We start from the raw sequence: 26,279 nt of genomic DNA, 5'->3' as shown, positions 1-26,279 counted from the left end.
CGGACGAGGCCCGGCGTGAGCCGGGCCTCGACACCATCCCTAATGCGATCTGCACAACCCGGCAAGGCTATCCTACGGCGAGGCTTTACGACAGGTGCCCCTGACATTGGCTGGGAAAGTGGAGTTGCACATGCGTGACAAGACGCAGTTGACAGGGCTCGAAACAGAAACTGTCAATTCCGCCAAAACCCGCAAGCCGCTTTATGCCGCGCGTCAAAAGATCTTTCCGAAGCGCGCCTCGGGCAACTTTCGTCGCTTCAAATGGCTGGTGATGACGATCACACTTGGCATCTATTACCTGGCTGCGTGGCTGCCTTGGGCTCGCGGTCCATTTGCCCCGGACCAGGCAGTCCTGCTCGATCTCGCGAACCGGCGCTTCTACTTCTTCTTCATCGAGATATGGCCCCAGGAATTCTTCTATGTGGCCGGCCTCCTGGTCATGGCGGGCGTCGGTCTTTTCCTGATCACCTCGACTGTCGGCCGTGCCTGGTGCGGCTATGCATGCCCTCAGACGGTGTGGGTCGATCTGTTCCTCGTCGTCGAACGTGCGATAGAGGGCGACCGTAACGCTCGCATGAAACTCGATGCAGGCCCCTGGACCGCCCGCAAGCTGATGCTGCGCTTATCGAAGCACGCCGTCTGGCTGGTCATCGGTGCGGCGACCGGCGGCGCCTGGATTTTCTATTTTGCCGATGCGCCGACGCTGGTTGGCGAACTCTTCACCGGCACCGCGCCACCCGTCGCCTACATCACTGTCGCCGTGCTGACGGCTACCACCTACACGTTCGGCGGTCTGATGCGCGAGCAGGTCTGCACCTACATGTGCCCATGGCCGCGCATCCAGGCAGCGATGCTCGACGAAAGTTCTCTCACCGTCACCTACAATGACTGGCGCGGCGAACCGCGTTCTCGCCACGCCAAGAAGGTCCTTGCCGCAGGGCTGCCGGTCGGTGACTGCGTCGACTGCAATGCCTGCGTCGCGGTCTGCCCGATGGGGATCGACATCCGCGATGGCCAGCAGATGGAATGCATCACCTGCGCGCTGTGCATAGACGCCTGCGACGGGGTCATGGACAAGCTCGGCAAGGAGCGCGGGCTGATCTCCTATGCGACACTGTCCGACTACAACGCCAACATGATGCTGGCGACCGCGGGCGGCTCCAGTTCAGTCAACCCGTCGCAGGTCAGGACCGCTGATGGCCTGTTCTCCGACAAGGTGGCGCATTTCCATATCCGCAAGATCTTTCGGCCACGCACCTACGTCTACATGGGTATCTGGTCGCTGATCGGCCTGGGTCTGCTCTATTCGCTGCTGACGCGCGATCGGCTCGAAGTCAACGTGCTGCATGATCGCAATCCGCAATTTGTCACGCTGTCCGACGGCTCGATCCGCAACGGCTACACCGTCAAGCTGCTCAACATGATCCCCGAGCCAAGGACGATCGTTGTCGCGATTCAAGGCTTGCAGGGCGCCGAGATGAGCGTGGTCGGCGACGACATCCCGGAAGGCCGTTCTTTTGCCATTCCGGTCGAACCCGACCGCCTGAAAATGCTGAAGGTCTTCGTGCGCCAGCCGGCGGATCAAATCCAGGGCACAGCGCAGACCTTCAAGTTCCGTGTCGAGGACAAGGCGAGCTTCGAGGCGGACGAATACACCGCCACCTTCAACGCGCCGGAGACTGCCAGATGACCGCTAACGCTGAAAAACCCCGCGTATTCACCGGCAGGCACATGCTGGCCATCATCCTAGCCTTTTTCGGGGTGGTCATCGCGGTCAATCTGACGATGGCAACGCTCGCCAACACGAGCTGGACCGGCCTTGTCGTCGAAAACACCTATGTGGCGAGCCAGCAGTTCAACAAGAAGGCCGAGGAGGGGCGGGCGCAGGCAGCGCTCGGCTGGACCGGCAAGCTGACCATCGCATGGGGCGAGGTCCGCTATAGCCTTACCGACGCCGTCGGCAAGCCGATTGCCTTGCATGGCGTCAAGGTGCTGTTTCGCCATCCCGCCTACGAGAAAGAGGACAAGGCGGTCAACCTCGCCCTCGCCTCCGGCCAGGAATTCGCAGCCCAGCACATGCCGAAGGATGGCGTCTGGATCGTCGAAGTCGACGCTGACGCCGGTCTGGCCGAGCCCTACCGCGAAGTCCGCAGGATCATGATTTCCCATGGAGCGCTGAAATGAGTTGTTGTGCACCGGGCGCCGAAATGGCGCTTGATCTGGGCAGCACCACGTCGGTCCTGCCGTCTAGTCAAGAGATCAGGCTGGCGAGCCGATCGCTTGGAGATGATCTCCGCCAAACCGATCTTTCGGTGCCGAGCGTTCATTGCGCAGCTTGTATCCAGACGATCGAGACGGCGTTGGGAACGCTCGATCGCGTCGAGAGCGCCCGCGTCAACCTGTCGACGAAACGGGTCTCGGTCCGCTGGCGTGGCGACGAGGTTCCACCGTTCGTCGCCGCGCTTGGACGGCTCGGCTACCAGGCGCATCTCTTCGCCCCCGAGATTGATGAAAAGGACAGGACGCTTTCGGAGTTGATCCGCGCCGTCGCGGTTGCCGGGTTCGCGGCGGGCAATATCATGCTGCTTTCGGTCTCTGTCTGGTCCGGGGCCGAAGGGGCTACCCGCGACCTGTTTCACTGGGTCTCCGCATTGATCGCCATCCCAGCGCTCGCCTTCGCCGGCGGCATCTTCTTCCGCTCGGCCTGGAATGCACTGCGCCACGGCCGCATGAACATGGACGTGCCGATCGCGGTCGGAGTGTCGCTCGCTTACGCCATGAGCCTCTATGAGACGATCAACCATGGCGACCACGCCTATTTCGACGCGTCGGTTTCGCTGCTTTTTTTCCTTTTGATCGGCAGGACGCTGGATCACGTGATGCGCGAACGTGCCCGCACCGCGGTGAAAGGCCTGTCGCAGCTGGCCGCACGCGGCGCCATGGTGCTGCGCGGCGATGGCGCGCGCGACTATCTGCCGGTTGGCGAGATCGAACCGGGGATGCAGCTGCTGATCGCGGCCGGTGAAAGGATCCCCGTCGACGGCAAGATCATCCACGGAGCGTCTGATCTCGACTGCTCGCTGGCCTCAGGCGAAAGCGCGCCGAAAAACGTGGCGCCGGGCGAAGCCGTGCAGGCCGGCGTGCTCAATCTTACCGGCCCGCTGACGATCGAGGCGACCGCCGCCGCGAAGGATTCGTTCCTCGCCGAAATGGTTCGGCTGATGGAAGCCGCAGAGGGCGGTCGCGCGCACTATCGCCGCATCGCTGATCGCGTGTCGGCACTCTACGCGCCCGTGGTTCATCTCACCGCCTTCGTGACATTCCTGGGTTGGATGGCGGCGACGGGCGACTGGCACCGGGCGATGACGATCGCCATTGCCGTTCTGATCATCACCTGCCCGTGCGCGCTCGGCCTCGCCGTACCGATCGTTCAGGTGGTCGCCGCGCGGCGTCTGTTCGAGAACGGCATCATGGTCAAGGACGGTTCGGCCATGGAGCGCCTGGCGACGATTGATAACGCAGTGTTCGACAAGACCGGAACGCTCACGCTCGGACAACCCCGGCTCCTCAATGCATCGTCGATCGATCCGGCCATGCTGGCAATCGCGGCAGACATGGCCGCGCACTCGCGTCACCCGTTTTCAAAGGCCATAACCGGCTTTGCCGCTCCTGGCGGGCAACACAAATTCGATGCCGTCACAGAGCATCCGGGGTTCGGGATCGAAGCCACTGTCGCCGGAAGCATCTGGCGGCTGGGTCGACGCGGATGGGCTGGATGGAAGGCCCGGACCGGTGGTGAAGGCAACCATGGCTATGGCGGAACGGTGCTGACAAAAGACGGGTTCATTGTCGCGACCTTCGATTTCGAGGATGCGCTGCGCGCCGACGCGGCGGCGGCGATCAAGCGATTGAACGATACTGGGGTGTCGATGCAAATGCTGTCGGGCGATACCGCAGGTGCCTGCGGTGAAGTTGCAAGAATGCTGGGTGTCGAGGACTTCGTTCCGTGCCTGCTGCCGTCGGGCAAGGTCGAGCGCATCGAGACCCTGGCGAAAGACGGACACAAGGTTCTGATGGTTGGCGACGGCCTCAACGACACGCCGGCGCTGAGCGCGGCGCATGTCTCGATCGCTCCGGCCACCGCCGCCGACATTGGCCGCAATGCCGCCGACTTCGTATTCCTGCGCGAAAGCCTTCTGGCAGTGCCTCTCGCGCTGGACGTCTCGCGCAAGGCGGGACACCTGATCCGCCAGAACATCGCGATTGCGATCGTCTACAATGCCGTCGCCGTGCCGATCGCCATCCTGGGCCACGCCACGCCTTTGTTAGCGGCGATTGCCATGTCTGCCTCATCGGTGCTTGTTATTGGAAACGCATTGCGCTTGCACGGCTTCGGGGCGAATGCGACGCTGCAAGTTATTCAAAAAGTCGGACGCTCCGCAGTCAGCTATTCGGCATAATCCTCGTGACGACGTTGCTCTATCTCATACCAGTGGCCCTTTTTCTGGGTGCACTGGGTGTGTCCGGCTTCGTCTGGGCATTGCGAAGCGGTCAATACGAAGATCTCGACGGAGCCGCCGAGCGGATACTAATTGATCGGGACGACAAACCGGAACGCTGATTTCAATCCGCTGTGCATAAGATGCGCGGATCGCGCTCGTCAGTCGAGCCGGCTCGGTCGGGAACAAGCTGTCCATGCTCCATGCTCCATGCTCCATGCTCCATGCTCCATGACCATCTTGACCTAAGCTGCACACTACATTTGTGAAAAGCCTCTGTCGTGCGAAGGACTGCCTCCCATTGCACCCAGTATGAGGCGTGTGATGCCACGAGAGTACCTCGCGTGGCCGGACGAGAGCTTGGCAATGTGCGCACGGGTTCCAAAGTGGAACGTCACGGTCGATCACCTGACCGTGAACCGCCAGTGCCGATTGGTCATGTCTGGCTGATCCAGATCAGGGTCATACTCATCGGCGTGGTCTATTGACCAGTCTTCGACGGAGAAATGCATGACTTACGGAAAGATTGGTCGTCATTATCAGCACCTTCACGGTTCTGGGTTTTCTGTCGTGTGGTCGGCCATGCCTTGTGCTTACGGCGCAGCCATTAGCTGACCGGCGTCGTGTGTATCTCGCTTGCTGGCTGACCATCCGCGTGGCTTGCGCGGACAGGGGGCCGATCAACAGCTTTCGCCTTTGATGGGTTGTGTGCGTCGTTGCCGATCCATCCCGATTCCCGGCCCGCGCCTTGAGGCTATGCGACGGTACCGGAACCCAGCGCACGTCACGCGGTTCCGCGCGCGTGGTGTCCGCTCGTCACGACGATGAACGAACAAGCGGCTGGAGTACCATGAACACCGTACACATCATCGACTGCCACAATGCAAATGACTACTTCGCCGACAGGCAAGAGGGACCGATCGTGCAGCACTTGTTAAAGGCTGTCAACATCCGCGCGGAGCTCCAAATGGCGTTGAACCGAACGAAATTTGGTGAGGCTGTAGTACGAGCGATGGAGGCGGAGTGCGACGTGCTTCACATCGCCGGGCACGGCAATGGTGACGGGATCGCTTCGTCCAGTGGGCGAAGTGGCCTTCTTTGGGCTGACTTCGTAAAAATGTTCCAGGGCTCGCATCCAGCGCCGAAGATCCTCGTGATGTCAACGTGCTGCGGAGCATCATCGGGGTTGGGACGTGCGTTTTCGAAATCGATCAACCGTCCGAAGTTGATCATTGGTTCGAGTGACGCGCGCTATTTCGACGACTATGTCGCCGCGTGGGCTTTGCTCTATCGGCGACTGAATTGCAAGGACATCGACATCGAAGCCATGCAGCAGGTTCTTGATGAGATATGCGCGGTCGTGGATAAAAGTTTCCGCTACCTTGGCTGGGATGACGAGAGAGAGCGCTACGTTCGATACCCTCACCCTCGCAAGAGAGCCCGCTTCGACGTCGTGGAGCGTGAGTAGTATGCGCAAGGGTTCCAGGTGGAATGTGGCGATCGATGCGGCGCGGCCGTCGCTGACCAGCGTCGCGAGTGTCTCGCTTGCTGGCGGCGATCTGCGCGGCTGCGCGGCGAAAGGGCGGGATCGGTTAGCCGCATCCACCTCTGAGCGCTTTGAGTGCTTCGTTGCCGATCGATGCGAATCTCCCGGCCCAGCGCCTTTAGGCAATGCGGCGGGCACGGAGCTCATGTCACTCGGCTCAGTTCCACCGTTACACGAGGATAGGCGACCGGATGGCGGCACGCTGATGGGCTCTGACGATAATTTTGACATCGTTGTCGTTGGAGCCGGCCCGGTCGGCCTTTCGTTCGCTGCGTCGCTTGCCCAAAGCGAACTCAAGGTGGCAGTTGTTGAACAGAACACATTCGATAGTCTGGCGAATCCGGCTTTCGATGGTCGCGAAATCGCGCTGACCAACGCTTCGATCAGAACCCTTCGCGAGCTCGGCGCCTGGGATGTCATCCCGGCTTCGGACAAATCAGCACTTCAAGGCGCGCGCGTGCTCAACGGCTCGAGCGCATTCGCTCTTCGTTTCGATCCTCCCAGCAACTCTGGAGAACCGCTGGGGGTTTTGGTTCCAAATTGCCGGATCCGCGAGGCGCTGTTCAAAATCGTCCGCTTGCAGGATCGCGCCCGGCTGTTGTGCGGCCACTCGGTCGTCGATGCAACAAACAGCCAAGAAGGAGCAGTCGTAACGCTCTCTAATGGCGCGCGTTTAACTGCTCGGCTGGTTGTTGCCGCGGATTCGCGTTTGTCCGCCACGCGTGATCTGCTAGGCATCGGCGCCGATATCAACCGGCTTGGCCACTCGATGCTGATTTGCCGAGTGAGGCACGAGCGCGCCCACCACCAGATCGCCATCGAATGGTTCGATCACCATCAGACGATAGCGATATTGCCCCTCGCGGAGGGCATGTCGTCGCTGCTGCTCACATTGCGCTCAAACGAGGCCTATAGACTGCTTGCCTTCGATGATGATTTGTTCCTGTCGGAGTTGACGAAACGGTGTCGAGGGCGCCTTGGAAAAATGACCTTGGCAAGCAAGCGCCACACCTATCCGCTGGTCACGACCTGGGCGCACAAATTCCGGGCGCCGAGCGCCGCACTCATCGGCGACGCTGCCATCGGCATGCACCCGGTGACCGCTCACGGATTCAACATCGGTCTCAGCAGCCAGAAGCAACTCGCCCGTGGAATCATGACTGCGTGCCGCGACGGCCGCAATGTTGGCGACCCCGACATGCTGCATATATACGAAAGGCGGCTGCGCCTGTCGGCGGCGCCGCTCTACCATGCAACGAACATATTGGTTGGACTCTACTCCAGAGACCACCTGGCGGCACGGCTTGCAAGGCATCTGGGGCTTCGCTTTGCCCAACATGTTCCCCTTGTCCGGCATGGGATTTCGGCGGAGCTCCAGCGGTGATACTGCACCAGCAGTCGCATTTTTGCGCGTGCTGGGCGAGCGATGAGAGAGTGCATGATGCACCGGAGTAATCCTGCTCCCCGACGCTGATCTCCGATTGAAGAATTAACCCGTCCTTCAGGGGGGCTGCATAGGCTGCGGACAAGCAGGAGTAAGCAAGCTGACCCGTCCAGCCTTGGAAAAAGAAGATCCGCTGGAGGCGAGAATCCTTCAGGACCAGCTCGCTGATCTGAGGGCAGGCCTTTTCGTCTCAATGCCGATAAGCATTGTGCTGTCCGGGCTGATTTTGACCGTGCAGGCCCTTTCCGGGAACGGTCTTGCTGGCGCGGCCTGGTTTTCGGTCGTTAATGCGATAAATGCCGCCCGCCTTGCACTCGCCCGTCATCAGCTGAAGGAACCCGGAGTCCAGGATGATCTGACACGGGTTTGGCTGCGGCTTCGCTGGTTTGGCAGGCTTGCTCTTCTGGCGGGATTCACCTGGTCATTCCTTGCCGTCCTAACGGCTGGATACACGACGTCTCAAGCATCGCTGCATCTAATAATTCTGGCGGGCATTTCAGCTGGCGCGGTCACGTACGGCAGCTCATATGCTGCGGCAGCGATATGCTTCATCACACCGCCACTCCTCATTGCCGCCGCATGTTTGCTGACGAAGGGAGCCCCGGAAAACTACATTCTGGCTTTTGCCGTCCTGCTTTTCGAGGGCGGCCTGGTTCGATCCTCGTTCGTTGGACAAGCGCGCTTCCGTGACGCGAGCCGCCTGAGACATCAAGCCGAGCGGCTTGCCGCGGAAATGGAGCGCAATTCCAGGGAGGACCATCTTACCGCGCTCCTCAACAGGCGGGGCCTCGAACATGCAATCGATCAGTTTGAGAACACCGATGGACCCTTTGTGGCCATGCTGATTGATCTGGACGGGTTCAAATCTGTCAACGATACCTACGGTCACAGAACGGGTGACGAGCTGCTTGCCAGGATCGCCCGCCGAATAGAGGAAGAAGCACCGGAGGGCTCAACGCTCGCCCGCATCGGTGGGGATGAATTCGTGCTGGTTTTTTCTTCGCGAAAGAATTCTCCTTCTCCCACCAATCTCGCGTCCAATCTCATAGCCAAGCTTGCTCGCCCCTATCCTGGGATCGCATCAGTCCGCATTGGAGCGTCTATAGGAATCTACTTGGCTGAAAACCCCGGACTAACGGAAATGTTGTTGCGGGCCGACATCGCCCTTTACACAGCTAAGCGCCGCGGCAGGAATGAATTTTGTCTGTTCGATGCCGAGCTAGCCCGGGAGTTGCAACGCCGCCAGTCAATCGAACGCGATCTTCATTCGGCGATAACGATGAGAAGCTTGGTCGCTTGGTTTCAGCCAATCGTAAGACTCGAAACTGAAGCCGTCGTCAGTTTTGAAGCCTTGCTAAGATGGTCTCACCCGCTTCACGGTCCCATTTCTCCGCCCGAGATCATGACAGCGGCACGCGAAACTGGAATGCTTCAGCTGCTAACTCAAACGGTATTCGCCGACTGTTGCGCTCTTATCGAGGGCTTGGTCAAAGCTGACCGTCGTGATGTTCGTGTGGCGATGAATGTTTCACCGTGCGAGTTGGAAGCTGGCGATATTGACGAGATGATTCTTAATGGTCTGGCGGCAAAAGACCTCCCTGCAACGATGTTCGACATCGAGATTACCGAAGAAGCCCCAGTGGATCCGGACAGAGTGGATGAAAAGCTCGCCCGGCTTTCACATGCTGGCATTTCTATCGCGCTCGATGACTTCGGCACCGGTTTTTCGACGTTGGCATCGCTCAAGGACAGTCGGATCAGGAAGGTGAAAATAGATCAGGGCTTCGTTCGCGGCTTAGCCAAGTCCCGGGAGAATCGGCTGCTTGTCAAAGCGGTGATTGATCTTGGTAGGACGCTCGGGATCGAGGTCATGGCCGAGGGCGTTGAAACAGAGGCAGATCGGCAAACTCTGTACAAGCTTGGCTGCAGAACCGCGCAGGGCTTCCTGTTCTCTAAGGCAGTGCCTCTCCATTTGGCACTTGATTCGGTAGTAAAAGAGCACGCGAAGGAGTTGTGACCGGCCTCTCCGTCCGTGCTGCTCGCGGAACTTTCATGTGGGGTGGACCTGACGCGCGAAAGCCGTTTCGGACGGTAGAGTTATTACGGGGGCGAAACTGAGCACGTGGTTTGGATAGCAGCAATCCGGTCCACCGGCGCACATGCAGCGGCTTCATACAAGCGTTCAAGTTGCGAGATGAGCTTGAGTGAACGACGTCGGAGAATTGCGTCCTTTGGACGCTGGTTTCGCGGTTCCCGTAGGATTCGATTACGGGAAGCGTTCTTGGCTGCTTCTCGGCTCAGCGCTCATCGGGATGAACAACGTACCCGCGGTCAAGGTCTTCGCGACCTCAACCCAGTCACCATCCCGCAACAGCAGCGGTCGGGTCCTGATCAAGCGCTCAGCCTCAGCACAGGTGCTGGAGCAACGGTAGAGCGCGGAAAACGTGTATCGGAATGCGCTGGCTCACCATAGGAAGCTGCCACGGCATGTCGAATGTCCCCAGGGGGCGGACCGTTCCCTTGCATTTGTCTCGATGACGGGCTCTCAAAGCTAAAGCCAAGAGAGCTTTATAAAAATCGCACCCGATCGGCTGCGCAACGACGACCAGCTGAGGCCCGATCGGGTGCTAAGGTCGTGCCAAAAAAGGCGCGTCACTGTCGCATTTCTAGCCGGCTTGCGATCGGACGTCATCTCTTGGCGATCGCTGCCCCTTCTCTCAAATGCGCTTAGCGGCGCCGATGGCGAATAGCGCAAGCTTTTCCACCCGTTTCTACTCCACTACCGAGACTCGTCACCAACCTCCTTTTATTCGCTTCCATATGGCCCATCCTGTCTCCAATCGAGGAGGAGCGCGAACATGGGCCAAGCCGTAGAACGTCTCAGTCTCGGGAATTCTTCTGCTCGCCAAACTGCCGTTGTCGCCGGCACCATATTTGGCAGGGTGACAGTGCACGACAAGATATCAGGCGTTCTTGTCTGGGCTGAACTATGCTTGCAAGCCATAACCCAAAAATCGCCGATCCCTTTGAATTCGAGCCGGATGAATGGGTGTTTCAAAATTTTTGGCGGTTTTAGGCAGAACCCTCCGATGGCCCGCGTACCGGTCAAGCTTCGTGAGCACTTTAGGTTCGTCGATCAGGCATAGGTTTCTTTCCCATGCCACATGCTGGCCGTTTGCCTAGTTCGGAAGCCCTCGAGAGGCGTTGCTCGTCTTGGTATGGCGTCGCCCCTTTTTCCGATCCATCGGCCACGGAGCTAGAATGGTGTCTAGCTGTTGCCGCCTACTTGGTCATCCGGCATGGAGATGCCTATATACCGACCTTCGAAAGGCTGGAATACGAGGTCGAACAAATGCGGCGGAAGCTCGGAAATCGCGAGCGAGCGCAGCGCGTGCTGGCCACGCTCAACCTAAATGGCTCGGACAGCTGGAGCCGTGAGGTTGGTTCTCAAGGCCTGGATGGCGCCGCAATCACATTCGCCCGGGCGGGGTAAAAGCGATTTTTTGGAGCCACTCGCGCTTTTGCGCTAACGAAGGTCCCGCGCCGTATTTGGGCCGGATCCATTTGTGGCCCATCAGAGAAGCAATTACCTTCTCCGGCGCCTCAACTGCCGTCAGCCGGTCCTCGAAAGTGTGTCGCAGGCTATAAAGACTATGCTCGGAAGTCGGCAGAAGTTCCTTGCTGGCGAGCACCTTGTTGACGAGCGCTGAAAGTGACGCGGCCTTGTCGCGATAACGAGGAAAGCCGTCCGGATGGAGCTTGATGGCTGCAAGTGCGCCGCCAACCAAGGGAATGTCACGGGCTGAATGACCGGTCTTCAAGCGACGGCCATTGGGGCGCACCCGCACATGCGGGATTTCTCGATCGAGGTGGATTGTTTCGGTGGTGAGGTTTGCCGCTTCAGAAAGCCTGAGTCCGGTATCGGCAATCACATAGATTAGATGGCGGGCTTCGTCATTGAGTCCGTCGAGCGCGCCTTCAGCGAGTATCTTCTCCTGAATGAACTCCGCTGTGAACGCAGCGCGTTGCCCGGGGACGGCGCCGGAAAGACGCAGGTTTCGAAAAACCGGCTCCAGCTTGAGCTGGTGAGTCAGATCGACGACGCGCAGCATTTTCGAAACATGGCCGATGTCCTTGTTGGCCGTACCGATATCAAGTCCATCCTCAACGATCCGCTTTTGCCACCACTCGCGGAACGCGATTGCGTCGTCCCGAGTGAGGCTTGCGATCTCCTTGTCGCCAATGACTCCAACCAGATTGGCAACTGCGCGCTTTTTGGGGTTACGCCATTTCTTGATTTGGTTGGGCGACATGGTCAGCAAGTTCTGTTGCTCGATCGTCTCGAATTCCTTGATAAGACCGCTCAGGCGGACCGCTGGCCGCTTCTCCCCACCCATGACGGCCGAGACGTCCTGCGCGTCCTCGATCGATTTTTTGTCGAGGAGCAGCTTGATACGGGCCATGAGTTCGTCGAGCGGCCCCGCTGCTAGTTCCTCGTTAGTGCGATAGGCCAATCCAAATGACCGCGCGCGCTTCCTCGCGGCTTCGAAACGCAGCCCCGCCTCGGCGGATTGGCCTTCCCGCAGTCTACGCCAATACGCCTCCAGCCCCGCGCCGAGGCTTTGCACTGCATCTCGCGCCCGTACACCGCGGGGATCGTCAGCCACGGCGACGCCCGTGGAAATGCGTACTAGGCAGCGGCGATCAAACGCCGCGAATTCCTTCGGCACCCTGCGGACGAGATACCAGATGCCTTCACGTTTATGCGGCTTTGGCGCTGCGGAACGTCGCATTATCTTTCTCTAATGTTACACAGTTTGTTACACAGTCTAAGATATGTTTCGCTTCGTGCTGGTCAAGCGCAACAAGGAAGCTTTTGAAAGGAAAGGATTTTTATGGAAGCTAAATGGCGGAGAGGGAGGGATTCGAACCCCCGATACCCTTGCGAGTATGCCGCATTTCGAGTGCGGTGCATTCGACCACTCTGCCACCTCTCCGCGAGGTCATGGTCGGCCGTTGCCGGCGCGGCGCACTAGATAACGGCTGACCGCTCCGGTTACAAGGCCCTATTCGAGCGATTTCCAGCTTCCGCGAAAGCGATCGCGACGCGACGGACCGATATTTGCCGGCAACGTCGCTCGCCGCCCTTCCAAGGACAAGACCGCTTGCCTTGACTCCGGCGCAACCTTCGGTTAGGGACAGCCCGCATTCGGCGTGGAGGCTCTTCCGCGCCGCTTGTTTTTTGAACCCGCAGACTGACAAAAAGACGGCCGAACCGCCAGAGGCGGTTCATCGAGGCCGACCGAACAGCGAAAGGCAAAAAATGTTCGCAGTCATCAAAACGGGCGGCAAGCAGTATCGCGTCGCCGCCAACGATCTCCTGAAGATCGAGAAACTCGAAGCCAAGGTCGGCGATATCGTCGAGATCGGCAATGTGCTCGCGCATGGCGAGGGCGAGAATGTCACCTTCGGCGCGCCGTTCGTCGATGGCGCCATGGTCACGGCGGAAGTCGTCGAGCAGGGCAAGAACCGCACCGTCATCGCTTTCAAGAAGCGCCGCCGCCAGAATTCGCGCCGCAAGATCGGCCATCGCCAGCTTCTGACCACCGTCCGGATCGCCGAAATCCTGCTGGGCGGCGCCAAGCCGTCAAAGAAGGCCGCCGCCAAGCCGGAAGCCAAGGCGCCCGAGGCCAAGGCGCCCGAGGCCAAGGCGGAAGTCGCCGCCGAGGCAAAGGCGGAAGCCGCTCCGAAGGAGCCGAAGGCCAAGAAGGAAGCTGCTCCGAAGGCGGAAGCCGCTTCCGGCGGAGAGGCCAAGGCCGCGCCGCTGTTCAAGGCGCCGAAGGGCGAGCCGGACGACCTGACCGTGATCAAGGGCATCGGCCCGGTCGCGGCGAAGGACCTCGCAGAGCAGGGCATCGTCACCTTCGCGCAGCTCGCCAAGCTCACCGACAAGGACGTCGCCAAGATCGACGAGCACATGCCGTTCAGCACCGACCAGATCAAGGACTGGCGCGAGCAGGCCAAGGAACTGGCGAAGAAGTAATTTTCCGGCGACGATCGTCGCCGGTACGGACTTGAAACGGAACGCGAACGCGTTCATAAGACCATTCAAGCGCCTCAGGGCGCATCGGAGTTAGTCAAATGGCACACAAGAAAGCTGGCGGTTCGTCGCGCAATGGTCGCGATTCGCACTCCAAGCGTCTGGGCGTGAAGAAGTTCGGCGGCGAAGCCGTCGTGGCCGGCAACATCATCATTCGTCAGCGCGGCACGCAATGGCATCCGGGCACCAATGTTGGCATGGGCACGGACCACACCCTTTTTGCGCTCGAGGCCGGCGCAGTCACCTTCAACAAGAAAGCCAACGGCCGAACCTACGTATCGGTGAACCCGATTACCAAAGCAGCGGAGTAGCCGGTTCCGCACCATAACACCGGCGCCCATCTCGGGAACCGGTGTCTGGCCAGGCCAGGAAAAGGATCAGGAGAGATGGGTTTGCCCTCTCTCCTTTTTTCATTTTTTCTTGCCCTGGAGGACTAAAATGGTTGCCGAAGCGGAAGACACCGAAGACGAAAGTTACGCGATCGATTGCCCGGTGCTGGCCACCGAGCGGCTGGTCATGCGCGCCCCGCGCGAAAGCGATCTCGAGCAGCTCGTCACGCTTGCCGACAACCGACATGTCGCCGAAATGCTCGCCCGCATGCCGCATCCCTATGGCGAAGCCGAAGGCCGCGCCTTCCTTGCCATGGCGGCGTCGCGGCGCGCCGGCATCGTCTATGCGCTGACGCTCAAGGACACCGGGACCTTCGTCGGCTGCGCCGGCCTGAACACCACCGATCGCGGCCTGGAACTGGGTTACTGGATCGGCGAGCCCTATTGGAAGCGCGGCTATGCCACCGAGGCGGCGCACGCGCTCGTCGACCTCGCCTTCCAGCGCACCTCGATCCAGGTGCTGCATGCCTCGACCAGGGTGATCAATCCGGCCTCGCGGCGGGTCATCCACAAATGCGGCTTCCAGTATGCCGGCCAGGGCATGCTGAACTCGATCGTCGCCGGCCAGGTGCCGGTCGAGCGCTACCGGCTCGACAGGAAAACGTGGACCAGCCTCAGAAACTGGGTGCACTTTTGATGATTGCCTTCAGGATCTGATCAGTGCCCCCTCACCCAGATTGCCAGCCGAATTGCGAAGGGCAATTCGGGGCGATCCGACCTCTCCCCAAGGGGAGAGGAGCAGGTAGAGCTCAGCTGAGCTCGGCCCAGAGCGGCAGGTGGTCGGAGCCGGCGGCGTCCCGGTCGGACCACAGGCGCTGCAGCGATTTGGCGAGCGATGCGCTGGTGAAGATGTAGTCGATGCATTTGTGCCGGCTTTTGTCGCCGGGCCGATCGGGATCGACCCAGGTGATGAGGTCGGCGACGGCAAGACGCTGGGCGACATCGACGGCGAGATCGGCGGTCAGCGGCATGCCGAACTCATGGTCCGGGCGGCCGGCGAGCTCGACATATTCGGGGGAGCCCGGCAGCATGTTGAAGTCGCCCATGACGATGAAGGCTTCCGGATAGGGCAGGTCCGGCAAACCGATCTCGGGAATGCCCGACAGGCCGCCGCCTTCCAGCGCGTAGTTCAGGAGGCGCTGGCGCAGGAAGCGGATCTGGCCCTGGCGCTCGACCGGGCTGCGATGGTCGAGATGGGTGGAGTAGAAGCGGATGAAGCCGAGCGGCGTTTCGATCAGCGCCTCGAGCGCGCCGCGCTGGAAGTTCATGGTCTCGAGGCTGCGGCTGCGCGGCAGAAGGAGATTGCGCGACAGATGAATGGGCGTCTTCGACAGCACCATGTTGCCGAGTTGGAAGGAGGTCGAGATGGCGCGGCCGTTCTCCAGGCGCGAGCCGATATTGACCTCGAAATTGCTGCCATAGGCGGCAAAATAGTCGGGCAGCGCCTCACCGATCTCGGCCACCATATCGCGGTCGCCGTTGCGCGGGTTGTTGCGGGTCACTTCCTGCAGCGCGATGACATCGGCGCCGCGCACCGCGTCGGCGATGCGGCCGACATCGTATTTGCCGTCGAGGCCGATGCCGTATTGGATGTTGTAGGTGACGATCTTCATTTCCGCGCCCCCCGGTCACGCCCCTGCCTACCGCGTCGCTGGCGAAAGGACACCCGACGCTTTAGTCGCAAATCGGCCTCGCCCTCGGCCCTGCCTTGGTTTAGAGCAATCCCGCAAGTGCAATAACAGAAATTCGAAAATCCGATGAAATTCCTCGATCAGGCCAAGGTATACATACGATCTGGCGACGGCGGCGCCGGATCGATGTCGTTCCGACGCGAGAAATTCATCGAGTTCGGCGGCCCGGACGGCGGCGACGGCGGACGCGGCGGCGATGTCTGGGTGGAAGCGGTCGACGGGCTGAACACGCTGATCGACTACCGCTACCAGCAGCATTTCAAGGCCAAGACCGGCATGCACGGCATGGGCCGCAACATGACCGGCGCCAAGGGCGCCGACGTAACACTGAAAGTCCCGGCCGGCACGCAGGTCTTTGCCGAGGACAATGAGACGCTGATCTGCGATCTCACTGTGGTCGGCCAGCGCTTCCTGCTGGCCAAGGGTGGCAATGGCGGCTTCGGCAACCAGCATTTCAAGACCTCGACCAACCAGGCGCCGCGGCGCGCCAATCCCGGCCAGCCCGGTGAGGAGCTGAGCATCTGGCTCCGGCTCAAGCTGATCGCCGATGCCGGCCTGGTCGGCATGCCCAACGCCGGCAAATCGACCTTCCTTGCGGCCGTCACCGCCGCCAAGCCGAAGATCGCCGACTATCCATTCACCACGCTCCATCCTTGCCTTGGCGTCGCCCGCATCGACGGCCGCGAATTCGTGCTGGCCGACATTCCCGGCCTGATCGAGGGCGCGCATGAGGGGGTGGGCATCGGCGACCGTTTCCTCGGCCATGTCGAGCGCACGCGCGTGCTGCTTCACCTGATCTCGGCGCAGGAGGAAAATCCCGGCAAGGCCTACAAGACCGTGCGCGCCGAGCTCGAAGCCTATGGCCATGGGCTGACCGACAAGGTCGAGATCGTCGCGCTCAGCCAGGTCGACATCCTCGACGCCGAAGCCCGCAAGAAGAAGGCGGCCTCGCTGAAGCGCGCGGCCGGCCGCGCGCCGATGCTGCTGTCGGCCGTCACCGGAGAAGGCGTCGAGGCGGTGCTGCGCGCGCTGATGGCGGTGGTCGCCGAATCGCGCGATGCTGTTCCGGCCCCCGTCGAGACGCGCTGGCAGCAAAACCCATGAAATCGCTGAAATCATACCGGCGCATCACCGTGAAGATCGGTTCGGCGCTGCTCGTCGACCGCGCGACAGGCTTGAAGCGCGACTGGCTGACCTCGCTTGCCGGCGACATCGCGGTGCTTGCCGCGGCCGGCGCGGAAGTGCTCGTCGTCTCGTCCGGCGCGATCGCTCTCGGCCGCACCATTCTCGGCCTCGGCAAGCGCGCGCTGAAGCTCGAGGAAAGCCAGGCGGCGGCCGCCGTCGGCCAGATCGCGCTGGCCGGCGCCTGGTCGGACGCGCTCGGCAAGGACGGGCTGAAATCGGGTCAGATCCTTTTGACGCTCGGCGACACCGAGGAACGCCGCCGCTACCTCAACGCGCGGGCGACGATCTCGACGCTGCTCAAAATGAAGGCGGTGCCGGTGATCAACGAGAACGACACGGTGGCGACGTCCGAAATCCGCTACGGCGACAATGACCGGCTGGCGGCTCGGGTGGCAACGATGATGGGCGCCGATCTTCTGGTGCTGCTTTCCGACATCGACGGGCTCTATACGGCCCCGCCGGCCAAGGACCCGGGAGCAAAATTCATCCCCGTCGTCGATCGCATCACGCCGGACGTCGAGGCGATGGCCGGCGCGGCCGCGTCCGAATTGTCGCGCGGCGGAATGCGCACGAAGCTCGACGCCGGCAAGATCGCCAATGCCGCCGGCACCGCCATGATCATCACCTCGGGCACCAGGCTTTCGCCGCTGATGGCGATCGAGCGCGGCGAGCGCGCGACCTTCTTCAAACCGAGCGCCAGCCCGGTGAAGGGCTACAAGACCTGGATCGCCGGACAGCTCGAGCCGGCCGGCCGGCTCACCGTCGATGCCGGCGCCGTCGGGGCGCTGAAATCCGGCAAGTCTTTGCTGCCGGCCGGGGTAAAGGTGGTCAGTGGCAATTTCGCGCGCGGTGACACGGTGGCGATCCTGTCGCCGGAGGGGCGCGAGATCGCGCGCGGGCTGGTTGCCTATGATGCCGCCGATGCCGTAAGGATCGCAGGTCTGAAGACGGCCGAGATCGAAAACGTGCTCGGCTACGAGGCGCGTTCGGCGATGATCCATCGCGACGACCTTGTGGTAAGCCTTGCCGGCGACCAAGCGGAGGGATGATCCATGCTGAAGCTGCATGAAAAATCCGGCGAAGACACCGTAGCGCTGATGGCCGATATTGGCCGCCGCGCCCGTGCTGCAGCCCGACCGTTAGCGGTCGCTTCAACCAAAGCCAAGGACGATGCGCTTATCGCAATGGCGGACGCCATCCTGCGCAACGAGCAGGCGATCCTCGAGGCCAACGCCATCGACATGTCGAACGGCGAGGAGGCCGGTTTGTCCGGCTCCTTCATGGATCGCCTCAAACTCACCCCATCGCGCGTCAAGGCGATGGCCGACGGCATTCGCGAGATCGCCGCTCTCAAGGATCCGGTCGGCGACGTCATCGCCGAGTGGGACCGGCCGAACGGCCTCCACATCGAGCGCGTGCGCACGCCGCTCGGCGTGATCGGCGTCATCTATGAGAGCAGGCCGAATGTGACGGCGGATGCCGGCGCGCTTTGCCTGAAGGCCGGCAATCCGGTGATCCTGCGCGGCGGGTCCGACTCGCTCAATTCGTCGGCCGCCATCCATGCCTGCATGGTCGAAGGGCTGAAGGCGGCCGGCCTGCTTGAGGATGCCATCCAGCTGGTTCCGACCACGGACCGCGCCGCTGTCGGCGAGATGCTCAAGGGCTTGAGCGGCAATCTCGACGTCATCATCCCGCGCGGCGGCAGGAGCCTGGTCGGGCGCGTGCAGACCGAGGCGCGGGTGCCGGTCTTCGCGCATCTGGAAGGCATCTGCCATCTCTTTATCGACCGCTCGGCCGATCTCGACATGGCGGTCAAGATCGCGGTCAACGCCAAGATGCGGCGCACCGGCGTTTGCGGCGCCGCCGAGACCTTGCTGGTCGACCGCGCGGTGGCCGCCACGCATCTTGTGCCGGTCGTGGAAGCGCTGCGCGCCGCCGGCTGCGAGATCCGTGCCGATGCCGAGGTGATGAAAGCCTTCGCCGATGCCAGCCCGGCAACCGACGCCGACTGGGTGACGGAATATCTCGACGCCATCATCGCGGTGAAGCTGGTAGACGGCGTCGCCGGCGCGATCGAGCATATCGAGACCTTCTCGTCGCACCACACCGAAGCGATCATCGCGGAGGACGCGCAGGCGGTCGAAAAATTCTTCAACGAGATCGACTCGGCGATCCTCTTGCACAACGCCTCGACGCAGTTCGCCGATGGCGGCGAGTTCGGCATGGGCGCCGAGATCGGCATCGCCACCGGCAAGATGCATGCGCGCGGGCCGGTCGGCGTCGAGCAGCTCACCTCGTTCAAATACCGCGTGTGCGGATCGGGGCAGGTGAGGCCTTGACCTTTTTCGCCCGGAAGGCCTGAGGGAGGCCAAGGCGAATGCTTTCCCAGCCCGAACAGCCCGTCCCGGCCCGCTACTTTCGCATGCCGCACGCCGCCAAGGGCCTGACCGTCGGCCTGTTCGGCGGTTCGTTCAACCCGCCGCATGCCGGCCATGCGCTGGTCGCCGAGATCGCGCTGAGACGGCTTGCGCTCGACCAGCTGTGGTGGGTGGTGACGCCCGGCAATCCGCTGAAAAACGCGGGCGAACTGGCGACGCTCGCCGAGCGTATCGAGCTTTCGGAAAAGATCGCCAGGAATCCGAAGATCAAGGTCACTGCCTTCGAGGCGGCACATCATGTTCGCTACACCGCCGACACGCTGGCGCTGGTCAAGGCGCGCAATCCGGGTGTCGATTTCGTCTGGATCATGGGCGCCGACAGCCTGCGCGACTTCCACCGCTGGCAGCGCTGGCGCGAGATCGTGCTGACCTTCCCGATCGCCGTCATCGACCGTCCGGGCGCCACGCTCTCCTTCCTGTCGTCGGTGGTCGCCAAGACCTTCGACTATGCTCGCATCGACGAGGGAGACGCGCCGCTGCTTGCCCGCATGCAGGCCCCGGCCTGGACCTTCATCCACGGGCCGCGCTCGTCGCTGTCGTCCACCGCGATCCGCAAGGCGGCGAAGGGATAGACTTGCGCGGACTTCCCTTCTCCCCTTGTGGGCCTGTTCTTGCTGACTGCGCAACAGGGCCCACAAGGGGAGAAGGGCAAGGCGGGCCATGTCGCTTTTACGGCTGCTTTTCGCCTGAGGGCAGGAGATGCTAGAGCATGCTGCAGCAGGACCAAGCCACAACCGATCGGATACAGGACGCGCAACCGGCGCCGCTGATCGCCATTGCCAGCGTCATCGTGTCGATGGCGCTGATCGCGATCGGCAATGGGCTGATGTTCGCCTATATCCCGGTGCGTCTCGGCGCCGACGGCTTCGATCCCACCTGGGCCGGGCTGATCGTCACCGGCCTTTCGGCCGGCGGGCTGGCCGGCTGCATCCTGACGGGGCCGCTGGTGAGGCGCGTCGGGCACGCCCGCGCCTTCATGGTGCTGTCGGCGCTGATCGCGCTTTCCAACGCGGCTATCGGCGCCGGGCCAATCCCGTTGCTGTGGATCGCCGCGCGGGCGCTCTACGGCTTCGCCATCTGCGGGCTGTTCATCGTCGCGCAGAGCTGGCTGAACGATGCCTTGCCGAATTCGATCCGCGGCCGGGTGATGGCGGTGTTCTATGTCGCCTATATCGCCGGGCTGGGCGTCGGATATGCAACGCTCGCCGCAGTCGACATCCACACGGCAGCGGCAGCGCTGATCGGCATCACCTTCACGGCGCTTTCCATCCTGCCTGTCGGCATGACGCGGCTTGCCCAGCCGCCGGCGCCGCAGGCCGCATCGGTGGCGCTGCGCCGCGCCTGGCGCATCTCGCCGGTCGGCGTCGCCGGCATGCTCGCCGTCGGCGGCCTGTCGATGATCGTTTCCGGCTTTGCGCCGATCCATGCCACCGCCAAGGGCTACAGCCAGGCCGATGTGGCGCTGCTTTTGTCGGCAATGCCGGTCGGCACGCTGATCCTGCAGATCCCGCTCGGCTGGATTTCGGACCGCACCGACCGGCGCTATGTGCTGGCGGGCGCGGCGGCGCTGGCGGTCGTCGCCAGCGTGCTTGCCATTGCCTTCGACGGCGGCGCGCTGATGGCGCTGGTGGTGATCTATCTCATTTGGGACGGAGCCTCGGAATCGATCTATGCGCTCTCCAGCGCGCATGCCGCCGACCGCGCCGCCAAGGACGAGCTTCTGGCGCTGTCGAGCTCGATGCTGTTCGCCTGGTCGCTGGCCGGCTTCATCGTGCCGGGCCTCGTCACCGCGCTTTCCGCCGTTTTCGGCACGGCGACCTTCATCTATGTCGGCATCGTCATCGCATCGGCCTTCTGCCTGTTCGTGCTGTGGCGCGTAATGGCGGGCCGGCCGACGCCAGCGCCCACAAGCAGCAGTTTCGCGCCGATGTCGGCGCAGGCGCCCCTGCCGGTGGAGCTTGCCTTCGCGCCGGACGAGACGGCACCCAAGCACTAATCGGGCTACTGCTTGCGTGCCTCCGGCGCCGGCACTTCCGGCGGCGGCAGCGGGATCGAGATGCCTTCCCTGTCGAAAGCCTGCTTGGCGCGCTTGATCATGTCGATCTGGGTCGAGAAATAGTCGGCGGCGGATGTCCAGTAGCGCAAGGTGAGCGAGACGGTCGCGTCGCCGAGACTGGCCACGAAGGCGATCGGCGCCGGTTCGCGGCGGATGCGCTTTTCGGCCCCGGCGATGGCAAGCAGCGTCTTTTGCGCGCGGTCGATATCGTTCCAGGAGCCGATGCTCAAGCTCACGTCGGTGCGGCGCAAGCCATTGCGGGTGAAATTGCGCACCGGCTGGTTCCACAGCGTCGAATTAGGCGCCAATATATAGACGCCTTCCACGGTGCGCAGCTTGGTGGCGAACAGGCCGATCTCCTCGACCTTGCCGGCTATCGGGCCGACCTCGACATTTTCGCCGATGCGGAAGGGTCTCAGCGCAAGCAGCATGATGCCGGCGGCAATGTTCTGCAGCGTGCCCTGCAATGCCAGCCCGATAGCCAGGCCGGCAGCGCCGATCGCGGCAATGATGGAGGCCGTCTGCACGCCGAACTGGCCGAGCACCATGATGACGACGAGGATCAGGATGGCGTAGCGCACGACCTGCGAGAAAAAGTGCCGCAAGGTCTCGTCGAAGCCGTGGATGTGGCCAAGGCCGGCATAAATCGACCGTTCGGCAAGACCGGCAACGAGATAGCCGACGACGAGGAGGATGACGGCGCCGACTGCCGAGAAAGAGTACGAAACGATCAGCGTGCTCAACTGCGCGAGCCCGGCCTGGATGGTGAGCAAGGCGTTTTGCGGATCAAGCGGCATGGCGGGCGTCCCCTTTTGGTCGTTGAGCCGATAACCCCCGCGATGCAGCGATAGTTCCGATATTTCGGCTCCCGAAGCTCAGGCAAATCGCGGCGTGGAGAGCCCGTCGTCTTGAAACTGCAATGGAACTCTGCCTATCTAAGTGGTGTCGCCCGATTTGCCGGGTGATTTGGTTGTTCTTGTTGGGAAAGGAAACACACTGAGAACAGCACTGCGGAAGAAGGCTGACATCATGCCTTCGCCGGCCGGGATCAGCGGAAACGATGCTGCCTCCCTCGCCATCGACACAGTCCTTGCCAGTCTGGAAGACTCCAAGGCCGAAAACATCGTCTCAATCGACATCCAGGGAAAATCGAGCCTCGGCGACTATATGGTCATCGCCTCGGGCCGATCGCACCGTCATGTCTCGGCTGTCGCCGACCATCTTCTCAAGGCGCTGAAGGATGCCGGCCTTGGCACCGCGCGCGTCGAGGGGCTGGCCAGCGCCGACTGGGTCCTGATCGATTCGGGCGACATCATCGTCCATGTCTTCCGTCCCGAAGTCCGCGAATTCTACAATCTCGAAAAGATGTGGCAGGCGCCGGACCTCGAGGAAGAGACCTTGCACTGAGGCTTGATCCGCCTGCCGTGAGCCGTCACGGTATGCATTAGGATAAGCTCGCCGGGGCGAGGATGAAGATCACTGTCCATGCCGTGGGCCGGATGAAGACCGGCCCCGAGAGAGAGCTCGCCGACCGCTATTTCGAGCGCTTCGCCAAAAGCGGGCCCGCGGTCGGGCTGGAATTTGCGGGCATCGTCGAGGTCCCCGAGAGCCGCGGACAGGGCGCCGACGAGCGCCGCCGCGAGGAAGCCCAGAAACTGCAGGCCCAGTTGCAGGCCGGTAGCGTTCTCATCCTGCTCGACGAGCGCGGCAAGTCGCTTTCCTCGGAGGATCTTGCCGCCCGCATCGGCCAATTGCGCGACGGCGGCCGCAAGGCGCTGGTCGTCGCCATCGGCGGCGCCGACGGCCATGACAAATCCTTGCGCGAGCAGGCGGACCTGGTGCTGTCCTTCGGCGCGCTGACCTGGCCGCACCAGCTGGTGCGGGTGATGCTGGGCGAGCAGCTTTACCGGATCGCGACCATCCTAGCGGGGCACCCCTACCATCGATCGTGAACGGCGTCTGCGATCTACAAAAGCTTGTCGATGCCCGGATTTTCGCCTTAAACGCTGACCATCCCAAGCTTGAGCGGGCGCTTCCAACATGGTTGATGGTTCGTTAACGAAGCGGCGGATAGGTTAGAGGCCTGATGTCTGAAGGCTGGTACCTGATTACGCGCGCCTGGCGCAGCCGCTGCGGCTTGACCCTTGTCGCCGCCCTGGCGGCGCTCGGCCCGGTCCGGGCGGCCGAGAACTCGCTCGACATGGCGCCCGATCCGGATCAGAGCCGGGCCGAATATGAGCAGGTTTCCAAGGAGATCACGCTTTCGTCGGAGCGGCTGGCTAAGCTCGCCGCCGACATTGCCTCGGTGCGGAAGGATTATGCCTCGATCACCGCGGCGCTGATCCAATCGGCGATGACGGAGCAGAAGCTTGGCCAGGACATCGAGGATATCGGCGCCAAGCTCGAGGGGCTGAAGGCCGAGGAAAAGAAGCTCCGCGCCTCGCTCATGGCGCGGCGCGACGTGCTGGCCGAAGTATTGGGGGCGCTGCAGCGCATGGGTCTCAACCCGCCGCCGGCGATCCTGGTCAAGCCCGAGGATGCGCTGTCGTCGGTGCGCAGCGCCATCCTGCTCGGCGCGGTGGTGCCGGAACTGCGCCAGCAGACCGACCGGCTGATGGCCGACCTCAAGGAGCAGACGCGCGTGACGGCCTCGATCGAGGCCGAGCGGGCGAGACTCACCACCGCCGTCACCGACCAGACGGCGGAGAAGAAGCGGCTCACCATGCTGCTCGAGGCCAAGAAGAAGCTGCAGGCCGATACTCAGGCGGCGATCGCGGCCGAGCAGCAGCATTCGCAGCAGCTGGCGGCGAAGGCGAGCAGCCTCAAGGACCTGATCGCCTCGCTCGAAGCCGACAAGGCGCGCAAGGCGCAGGATCAGGTCAAGGCGGGCGAGCGCAAATCGACCGACGCCGACACGACGGCCTCGACCGCCGAGCTCGCCGCGCTGCCGGTGCCGGAGGCCAACCGCCTCACCGGGTCGGCGCCGTTTTCGGCCTTGCAAGGCCAGATCGCGCTGCCGGTCATCGGCAAGATAAAGTTGCGTTTCGGCGCCGATGACGGCAATGGCGCGGCGATGCAGGGTGACATGGTTGCGACACAATCGGGGGCCATCGTCACCGCGCCGGCGGATGGAAACGTGCTTTATGCGGGGCCGTTTCGCTCCTATGGTCAACTCTTGATCCTCAATGCGGGCGACGGGTATCATGTCGTCCTGGCGGGGATGAGCAGAATCAGCGTCGCGACGGGACAGTCGGTGCTCGCGGGAGAGCCGATCGGCGCGATGGGAGAGGCTCGGGTGGCAAGCACCTCGGCCTCGCGGAATGGAAATGCGACGCCGGAACTCTATGTCGAGTTCCGCAAGGATGGAAAACCCGTCGATCCGGCCCCATGGTGGGCGGACCGATTCTCTGGAAGGACGTGAAATGATGCGGAAACTGTCGCTTCTTTTTGCCGGCGCGCTGATGGGCGCATCGGCAATGAGCCTGGTCTACGGCGCACCGGGTTCGGCGGCGAACGCTGCGGGCTCGGAAACCTACAAGCAGCTGGCGATCTTCGGCGATATCTTCGAGCGCGTGCGCGCGAATTACGTGACGCCGCCTGACGACAAGTCGCTGGTCGAGAACGCGATCAACGGCATGTTGTCCTCGCTCGACCCGCACTCTTCCTACATGAATGCCGAGCAGGCGCAGGATATGCGCGTGCAGACCAAGGGCGAGTTCGGCGGCCTCGGCATCGAGGTCACCATGGAAAACGATCTCGTCAAGGTGATCACGCCGATCGACGACACGCCGGCCGCCAAGGCAGGCGTGCTGGCCGGTGACTACATCGCCAAGATCGACGGCGAGGAGGTTCGCGGCCTCACCCTCAACGACGCGGTCGAGAAGATGCGCGGGCCGGTCAACACGCCGATCAAGCTCACCATCCTGCGCCAGGGCGCCGACAAGCCGATCGAGCTGACGGTGGTGCGCGACATCATCAAGGTCAAGGCGGTGAAGTACCGGGTCGAGAACGACATCGGCTACATGAAGATCACTTCCTTCACCGAAAAGACCTATGACGATCTCGAGAACGCTATCGAGAACATCAAGAAGCAGGTGCCGAACGACAAGCTGAAGGGCTATGTGCTCGATCTGCGCCTCAATCCGGGCGGCCTGCTCGACCAGGCGGTGAGCGTGTCGGACGCGTTCCTCAAGCGTGGCGAGATCGTCTCGACGCGCGGCCGCGACCCGAAGGACGTCACCCGCTTCGATGCCAAGCCGAAGCAGAACGACGACATCAACGGCAAGCCGCTGATCGTGCTGGTCAATGGCGGTTCGGCGAGTGCCTCGGAGATCGTCGCCGGCGCACTGCAGGATCTGCGCCGCGCCACCGTGGTCGGCACGCAGTCCTTCGGCAAGGGCTCGGTGCAGACCATCATCCCGCTCGGCGAGAATGGCGCGCTCAGGCTCACCACGGCGCTCTATTACACGCCGTCGGGCAAGTCGATCCAGGGCAAGGGCATCACGCCCGACATCAAGGTCGACCAGCCGCTGCCGCCAGATCTGCAGGGTCGCGACCTGACCCGCGGCGAATCCGACCTCAAGGGCCACATCAAGGGCGCCGACGAGAACGCCAGCGGCTCCGGCTCGGCCGCCTATGTGCCGCCGGAACCCAAGGACGACCTGCAGCTGATCTATGCCGAGCAGCTGCTGCGCGGCGAAAAGACCGACCCGTCCTTCCCGCCGAACCCGGACAAGGCTGTGTTGAACCAGTAACGCGGTTCGGAGCGGGGCTCTGGCCGATCAAGCCAAGCAATGCAATGCTGCCGGGACCGCGAGGTTCCGGCAGTTTGATTCGGGCACAGGGGTTGGGGCGCCACGCGTCTGGGGTATAGCGCCGAAGATTGCGCAGGATTTCACGTTTAACGTGACGTTCACGGGGGGCGGGGTGCT

22 protein-coding genes and 1 tRNA gene are annotated in these 26,279 nt (G+C 62.3%); 19 read left to right on the top strand and 4 right to left on the bottom strand.

Annotated features, from left to right (window positions below; all coding sequences use genetic code 11):
- The first annotated feature begins 130 nt into the window (after positions 1–130).
- From ccoG to P9273_RS28085, 7 genes are all read left to right on the top strand, one after another.
- Entirely contained in the window at positions 131–1,690 is a 1,560-nt protein-coding gene (ccoG, locus tag P9273_RS28115; RefSeq protein WP_063169222.1) for a cytochrome c oxidase accessory protein CcoG, read from the top strand.
- Positions 1,687–2,184, top strand: coding sequence for a FixH family protein (locus P9273_RS28110; RefSeq protein ID WP_063169221.1), 498 nt, complete (start codon positions 1,687–1,689; stop codon positions 2,182–2,184). The genes ccoG and P9273_RS28110 overlap by 4 nt, the downstream gene beginning before the upstream one ends.
- Positions 2,181–4,460, top strand: coding sequence for a cation-translocating P-type ATPase (locus tag P9273_RS28105; protein WP_063169220.1), 2,280 nt, complete (start codon positions 2,181–2,183; stop codon positions 4,458–4,460). Before P9273_RS28110 ends, P9273_RS28105 begins: the two co-directional genes overlap by 4 nt.
- Positions 4,461–4,465: 5 nt before the next feature.
- Positions 4,466–4,621 carry a cbb3-type cytochrome oxidase assembly protein CcoS gene (gene ccoS / locus P9273_RS28100; protein WP_081714250.1) on the top strand — a complete coding sequence of 52 codons (156 nt, stop codon included), beginning with the start codon at positions 4,466–4,468 and terminating at the stop codon, positions 4,619–4,621.
- A 728-nt stretch (positions 4,622–5,349) separates the two neighbouring features.
- Positions 5,350–5,967, top strand: coding sequence for a hypothetical protein (locus P9273_RS28095; RefSeq protein ID WP_063169219.1), 618 nt, complete (start codon positions 5,350–5,352; stop codon positions 5,965–5,967).
- A gap of 283 nt (positions 5,968–6,250) precedes the next feature.
- Positions 6,251–7,429 carry a 5-demethoxyubiquinol-8 5-hydroxylase UbiM gene (ubiM, locus tag P9273_RS28090; RefSeq protein ID WP_032899078.1) on the top strand — a complete coding sequence of 393 codons (1,179 nt, stop codon included), beginning with the start codon at positions 6,251–6,253 and terminating at the stop codon, positions 7,427–7,429.
- A 175-nt stretch (positions 7,430–7,604) separates the two neighbouring features.
- The gene (locus P9273_RS28085; protein ID WP_082826564.1) at positions 7,605–9,506 is read left to right on the top strand and encodes a putative bifunctional diguanylate cyclase/phosphodiesterase; all 1,902 of its coding nucleotides are present in this window, start codon (positions 7,605–7,607) and stop codon (positions 9,504–9,506) included.
- A gap of 1,453 nt (positions 9,507–10,959) precedes the next feature.
- Here the strand turns inward: P9273_RS28085 and P9273_RS28080 are convergent.
- Positions 10,960–12,282, bottom strand: coding sequence for a tyrosine-type recombinase/integrase (locus P9273_RS28080; protein WP_063169217.1), 1,323 nt, complete (start codon positions 12,280–12,282; stop codon positions 10,960–10,962).
- Between the two features lie 114 nt (positions 12,283–12,396).
- Positions 12,397–12,486, bottom strand: a tRNA-Ser gene (locus tag P9273_RS28075).
- Between the two features lie 326 nt (positions 12,487–12,812).
- Between P9273_RS28075 and P9273_RS28070 the strand changes: the two genes are divergently transcribed.
- From P9273_RS28070 to P9273_RS28060, 3 genes are all read left to right on the top strand, one after another.
- Positions 12,813–13,532, top strand: a complete 720-nt coding sequence (locus P9273_RS28070) for a 50S ribosomal protein L21 (protein ID WP_278051685.1) — start codon at positions 12,813–12,815, stop codon at positions 13,530–13,532.
- A 98-nt stretch (positions 13,533–13,630) separates the two neighbouring features.
- Positions 13,631–13,900, top strand: a complete 270-nt coding sequence (gene rpmA / locus P9273_RS28065; RefSeq protein WP_040991608.1) for a 50S ribosomal protein L27 — start codon at positions 13,631–13,633, stop codon at positions 13,898–13,900.
- A 127-nt stretch (positions 13,901–14,027) separates the two neighbouring features.
- The gene (locus P9273_RS28060) at positions 14,028–14,615 is read left to right on the top strand and encodes a GNAT family N-acetyltransferase (RefSeq protein WP_041004553.1); all 588 of its coding nucleotides are present in this window, start codon (positions 14,028–14,030) and stop codon (positions 14,613–14,615) included.
- A gap of 112 nt (positions 14,616–14,727) precedes the next feature.
- Here P9273_RS28060 and P9273_RS28055 read toward each other — a convergent pair whose 3' ends face one another.
- Complete coding sequence (locus P9273_RS28055) at positions 14,728–15,591, bottom strand: endonuclease/exonuclease/phosphatase family protein (RefSeq protein ID WP_278051680.1); 864 nt, start codon at positions 15,589–15,591, stop codon at positions 14,728–14,730.
- A 144-nt stretch (positions 15,592–15,735) separates the two neighbouring features.
- Between P9273_RS28055 and obgE the strand changes: the two genes are divergently transcribed.
- From obgE to P9273_RS28030, 5 genes are all read left to right on the top strand, one after another.
- On the top strand, positions 15,736–16,773 hold the full coding sequence (gene obgE / locus P9273_RS28050) for a GTPase ObgE (RefSeq protein WP_278051679.1): 1,038 nt from the start codon (positions 15,736–15,738) through the stop codon (positions 16,771–16,773).
- Positions 16,770–17,903: a glutamate 5-kinase gene (gene proB, locus P9273_RS28045; protein WP_278051678.1), complete on the top strand. Its 1,134-nt coding sequence runs from the start codon at positions 16,770–16,772 to the stop codon at positions 17,901–17,903. Before obgE ends, proB begins: the two co-directional genes overlap by 4 nt.
- Positions 17,904–17,906: 3 nt before the next feature.
- Complete coding sequence (locus P9273_RS28040; protein ID WP_278051677.1) at positions 17,907–19,193, top strand: glutamate-5-semialdehyde dehydrogenase; 1,287 nt, start codon at positions 17,907–17,909, stop codon at positions 19,191–19,193.
- Positions 19,194–19,276: 83 nt separating this feature from the next.
- The gene (locus P9273_RS28035) at positions 19,277–19,864 is read left to right on the top strand and encodes a nicotinate-nucleotide adenylyltransferase (RefSeq protein WP_278051711.1); all 588 of its coding nucleotides are present in this window, start codon (positions 19,277–19,279) and stop codon (positions 19,862–19,864) included.
- Between the two features lie 137 nt (positions 19,865–20,001).
- On the top strand, positions 20,002–21,288 hold the full coding sequence (locus P9273_RS28030) for an MFS transporter (RefSeq protein WP_278051676.1): 1,287 nt from the start codon (positions 20,002–20,004) through the stop codon (positions 21,286–21,288).
- A 5-nt stretch (positions 21,289–21,293) separates the two neighbouring features.
- Here P9273_RS28030 and P9273_RS28025 read toward each other — a convergent pair whose 3' ends face one another.
- Entirely contained in the window at positions 21,294–22,145 is an 852-nt protein-coding gene (locus P9273_RS28025; protein WP_278051674.1) for a mechanosensitive ion channel family protein, read from the bottom strand.
- Positions 22,146–22,377: 232 nt separating this feature from the next.
- Between P9273_RS28025 and rsfS the strand changes: the two genes are divergently transcribed.
- The 4 genes from rsfS (at position 22,378) to P9273_RS28005 (ending at position 26,102) form a co-directional block, all read left to right on the top strand.
- Positions 22,378–22,755 carry a ribosome silencing factor gene (gene rsfS / locus P9273_RS28020; RefSeq protein WP_041004571.1) on the top strand — a complete coding sequence of 126 codons (378 nt, stop codon included), beginning with the start codon at positions 22,378–22,380 and terminating at the stop codon, positions 22,753–22,755.
- A gap of 62 nt (positions 22,756–22,817) precedes the next feature.
- Positions 22,818–23,300 (top strand): 23S rRNA (pseudouridine(1915)-N(3))-methyltransferase RlmH, encoded by a 483-nt coding sequence (rlmH, locus tag P9273_RS28015; protein ID WP_278051673.1) that lies wholly within the window; start codon positions 22,818–22,820, stop codon positions 23,298–23,300.
- A 134-nt stretch (positions 23,301–23,434) separates the two neighbouring features.
- The gene (locus tag P9273_RS28010) at positions 23,435–24,769 is read left to right on the top strand and encodes a murein hydrolase activator EnvC family protein (RefSeq protein WP_278051672.1); all 1,335 of its coding nucleotides are present in this window, start codon (positions 23,435–23,437) and stop codon (positions 24,767–24,769) included.
- 1 nt (position 24,770) lies between these two features.
- Positions 24,771–26,102, top strand: a complete 1,332-nt coding sequence (locus tag P9273_RS28005) for a S41 family peptidase (protein WP_041004577.1) — start codon at positions 24,771–24,773, stop codon at positions 26,100–26,102.
- The last annotated feature ends 177 nt before the right edge of the window (positions 26,103–26,279 follow it).

Source organism: Mesorhizobium sp. WSM4935 (assembly GCF_029625735.1).
Lineage (GTDB): Bacteria > Pseudomonadota > Alphaproteobacteria > Rhizobiales > Rhizobiaceae > Mesorhizobium.
Note: the sequence above shows the minus strand (reverse complement) of the source record. Positions and strands in the feature narration are given on the sequence as shown.

What these genes read in the sequence shown, in the direction of transcription:
- rpmA (WP_040991608.1), top strand. Translation starts at nt 13,631, where the DNA reads ATGGCACACAAGAAAGCTGGCGGTTCGTCGCGCAATGGTCGCGATTCG.
- ubiM (WP_032899078.1), top strand. Translation starts at nt 6,251, where the DNA reads ATGGGCTCTGACGATAATTTTGACATCGTTGTCGTTGGAGCCGGCCCG.
- P9273_RS28055 (WP_278051680.1), bottom strand. Translation starts at nt 15,591, where the DNA reads ATGAAGATCGTCACCTACAACATCCAATACGGCATCGGCCTCGACGGC.
- obgE (WP_278051679.1), top strand. Translation starts at nt 15,736, where the DNA reads ATGAAATTCCTCGATCAGGCCAAGGTATACATACGATCTGGCGACGGC.
- rsfS (WP_041004571.1), top strand. Translation starts at nt 22,378, where the DNA reads ATGCCTTCGCCGGCCGGGATCAGCGGAAACGATGCTGCCTCCCTCGCC.
- ccoG (WP_063169222.1), top strand. Translation starts at nt 131, where the DNA reads ATGCGTGACAAGACGCAGTTGACAGGGCTCGAAACAGAAACTGTCAAT.
- P9273_RS28070 (WP_278051685.1), top strand. Translation starts at nt 12,813, where the DNA reads ATGTTCGCAGTCATCAAAACGGGCGGCAAGCAGTATCGCGTCGCCGCC.
- P9273_RS28010 (WP_278051672.1), top strand. Translation starts at nt 23,435, where the DNA reads ATGTCTGAAGGCTGGTACCTGATTACGCGCGCCTGGCGCAGCCGCTGC.
- P9273_RS28060 (WP_041004553.1), top strand. Translation starts at nt 14,028, where the DNA reads ATGGTTGCCGAAGCGGAAGACACCGAAGACGAAAGTTACGCGATCGAT.
- P9273_RS28005 (WP_041004577.1), top strand. Translation starts at nt 24,771, where the DNA reads ATGATGCGGAAACTGTCGCTTCTTTTTGCCGGCGCGCTGATGGGCGCA.
- P9273_RS28110 (WP_063169221.1), top strand. Translation starts at nt 1,687, where the DNA reads ATGACCGCTAACGCTGAAAAACCCCGCGTATTCACCGGCAGGCACATG.
- P9273_RS28105 (WP_063169220.1), top strand. Translation starts at nt 2,181, where the DNA reads ATGAGTTGTTGTGCACCGGGCGCCGAAATGGCGCTTGATCTGGGCAGC.
- P9273_RS28030 (WP_278051676.1), top strand. Translation starts at nt 20,002, where the DNA reads ATGCTGCAGCAGGACCAAGCCACAACCGATCGGATACAGGACGCGCAA.
- P9273_RS28095 (WP_063169219.1), top strand. Translation starts at nt 5,350, where the DNA reads ATGAACACCGTACACATCATCGACTGCCACAATGCAAATGACTACTTC.
- proB (WP_278051678.1), top strand. Translation starts at nt 16,770, where the DNA reads ATGAAATCGCTGAAATCATACCGGCGCATCACCGTGAAGATCGGTTCG.
- P9273_RS28025 (WP_278051674.1), bottom strand. Translation starts at nt 22,145, where the DNA reads ATGCCGCTTGATCCGCAAAACGCCTTGCTCACCATCCAGGCCGGGCTC.
- P9273_RS28035 (WP_278051711.1), top strand. Translation starts at nt 19,277, where the DNA reads ATGCCGCACGCCGCCAAGGGCCTGACCGTCGGCCTGTTCGGCGGTTCG.
- P9273_RS28080 (WP_063169217.1), bottom strand. Translation starts at nt 12,282, where the DNA reads ATGCGACGTTCCGCAGCGCCAAAGCCGCATAAACGTGAAGGCATCTGG.
- P9273_RS28040 (WP_278051677.1), top strand. Translation starts at nt 17,907, where the DNA reads ATGCTGAAGCTGCATGAAAAATCCGGCGAAGACACCGTAGCGCTGATG.
- rlmH (WP_278051673.1), top strand. Translation starts at nt 22,818, where the DNA reads ATGAAGATCACTGTCCATGCCGTGGGCCGGATGAAGACCGGCCCCGAG.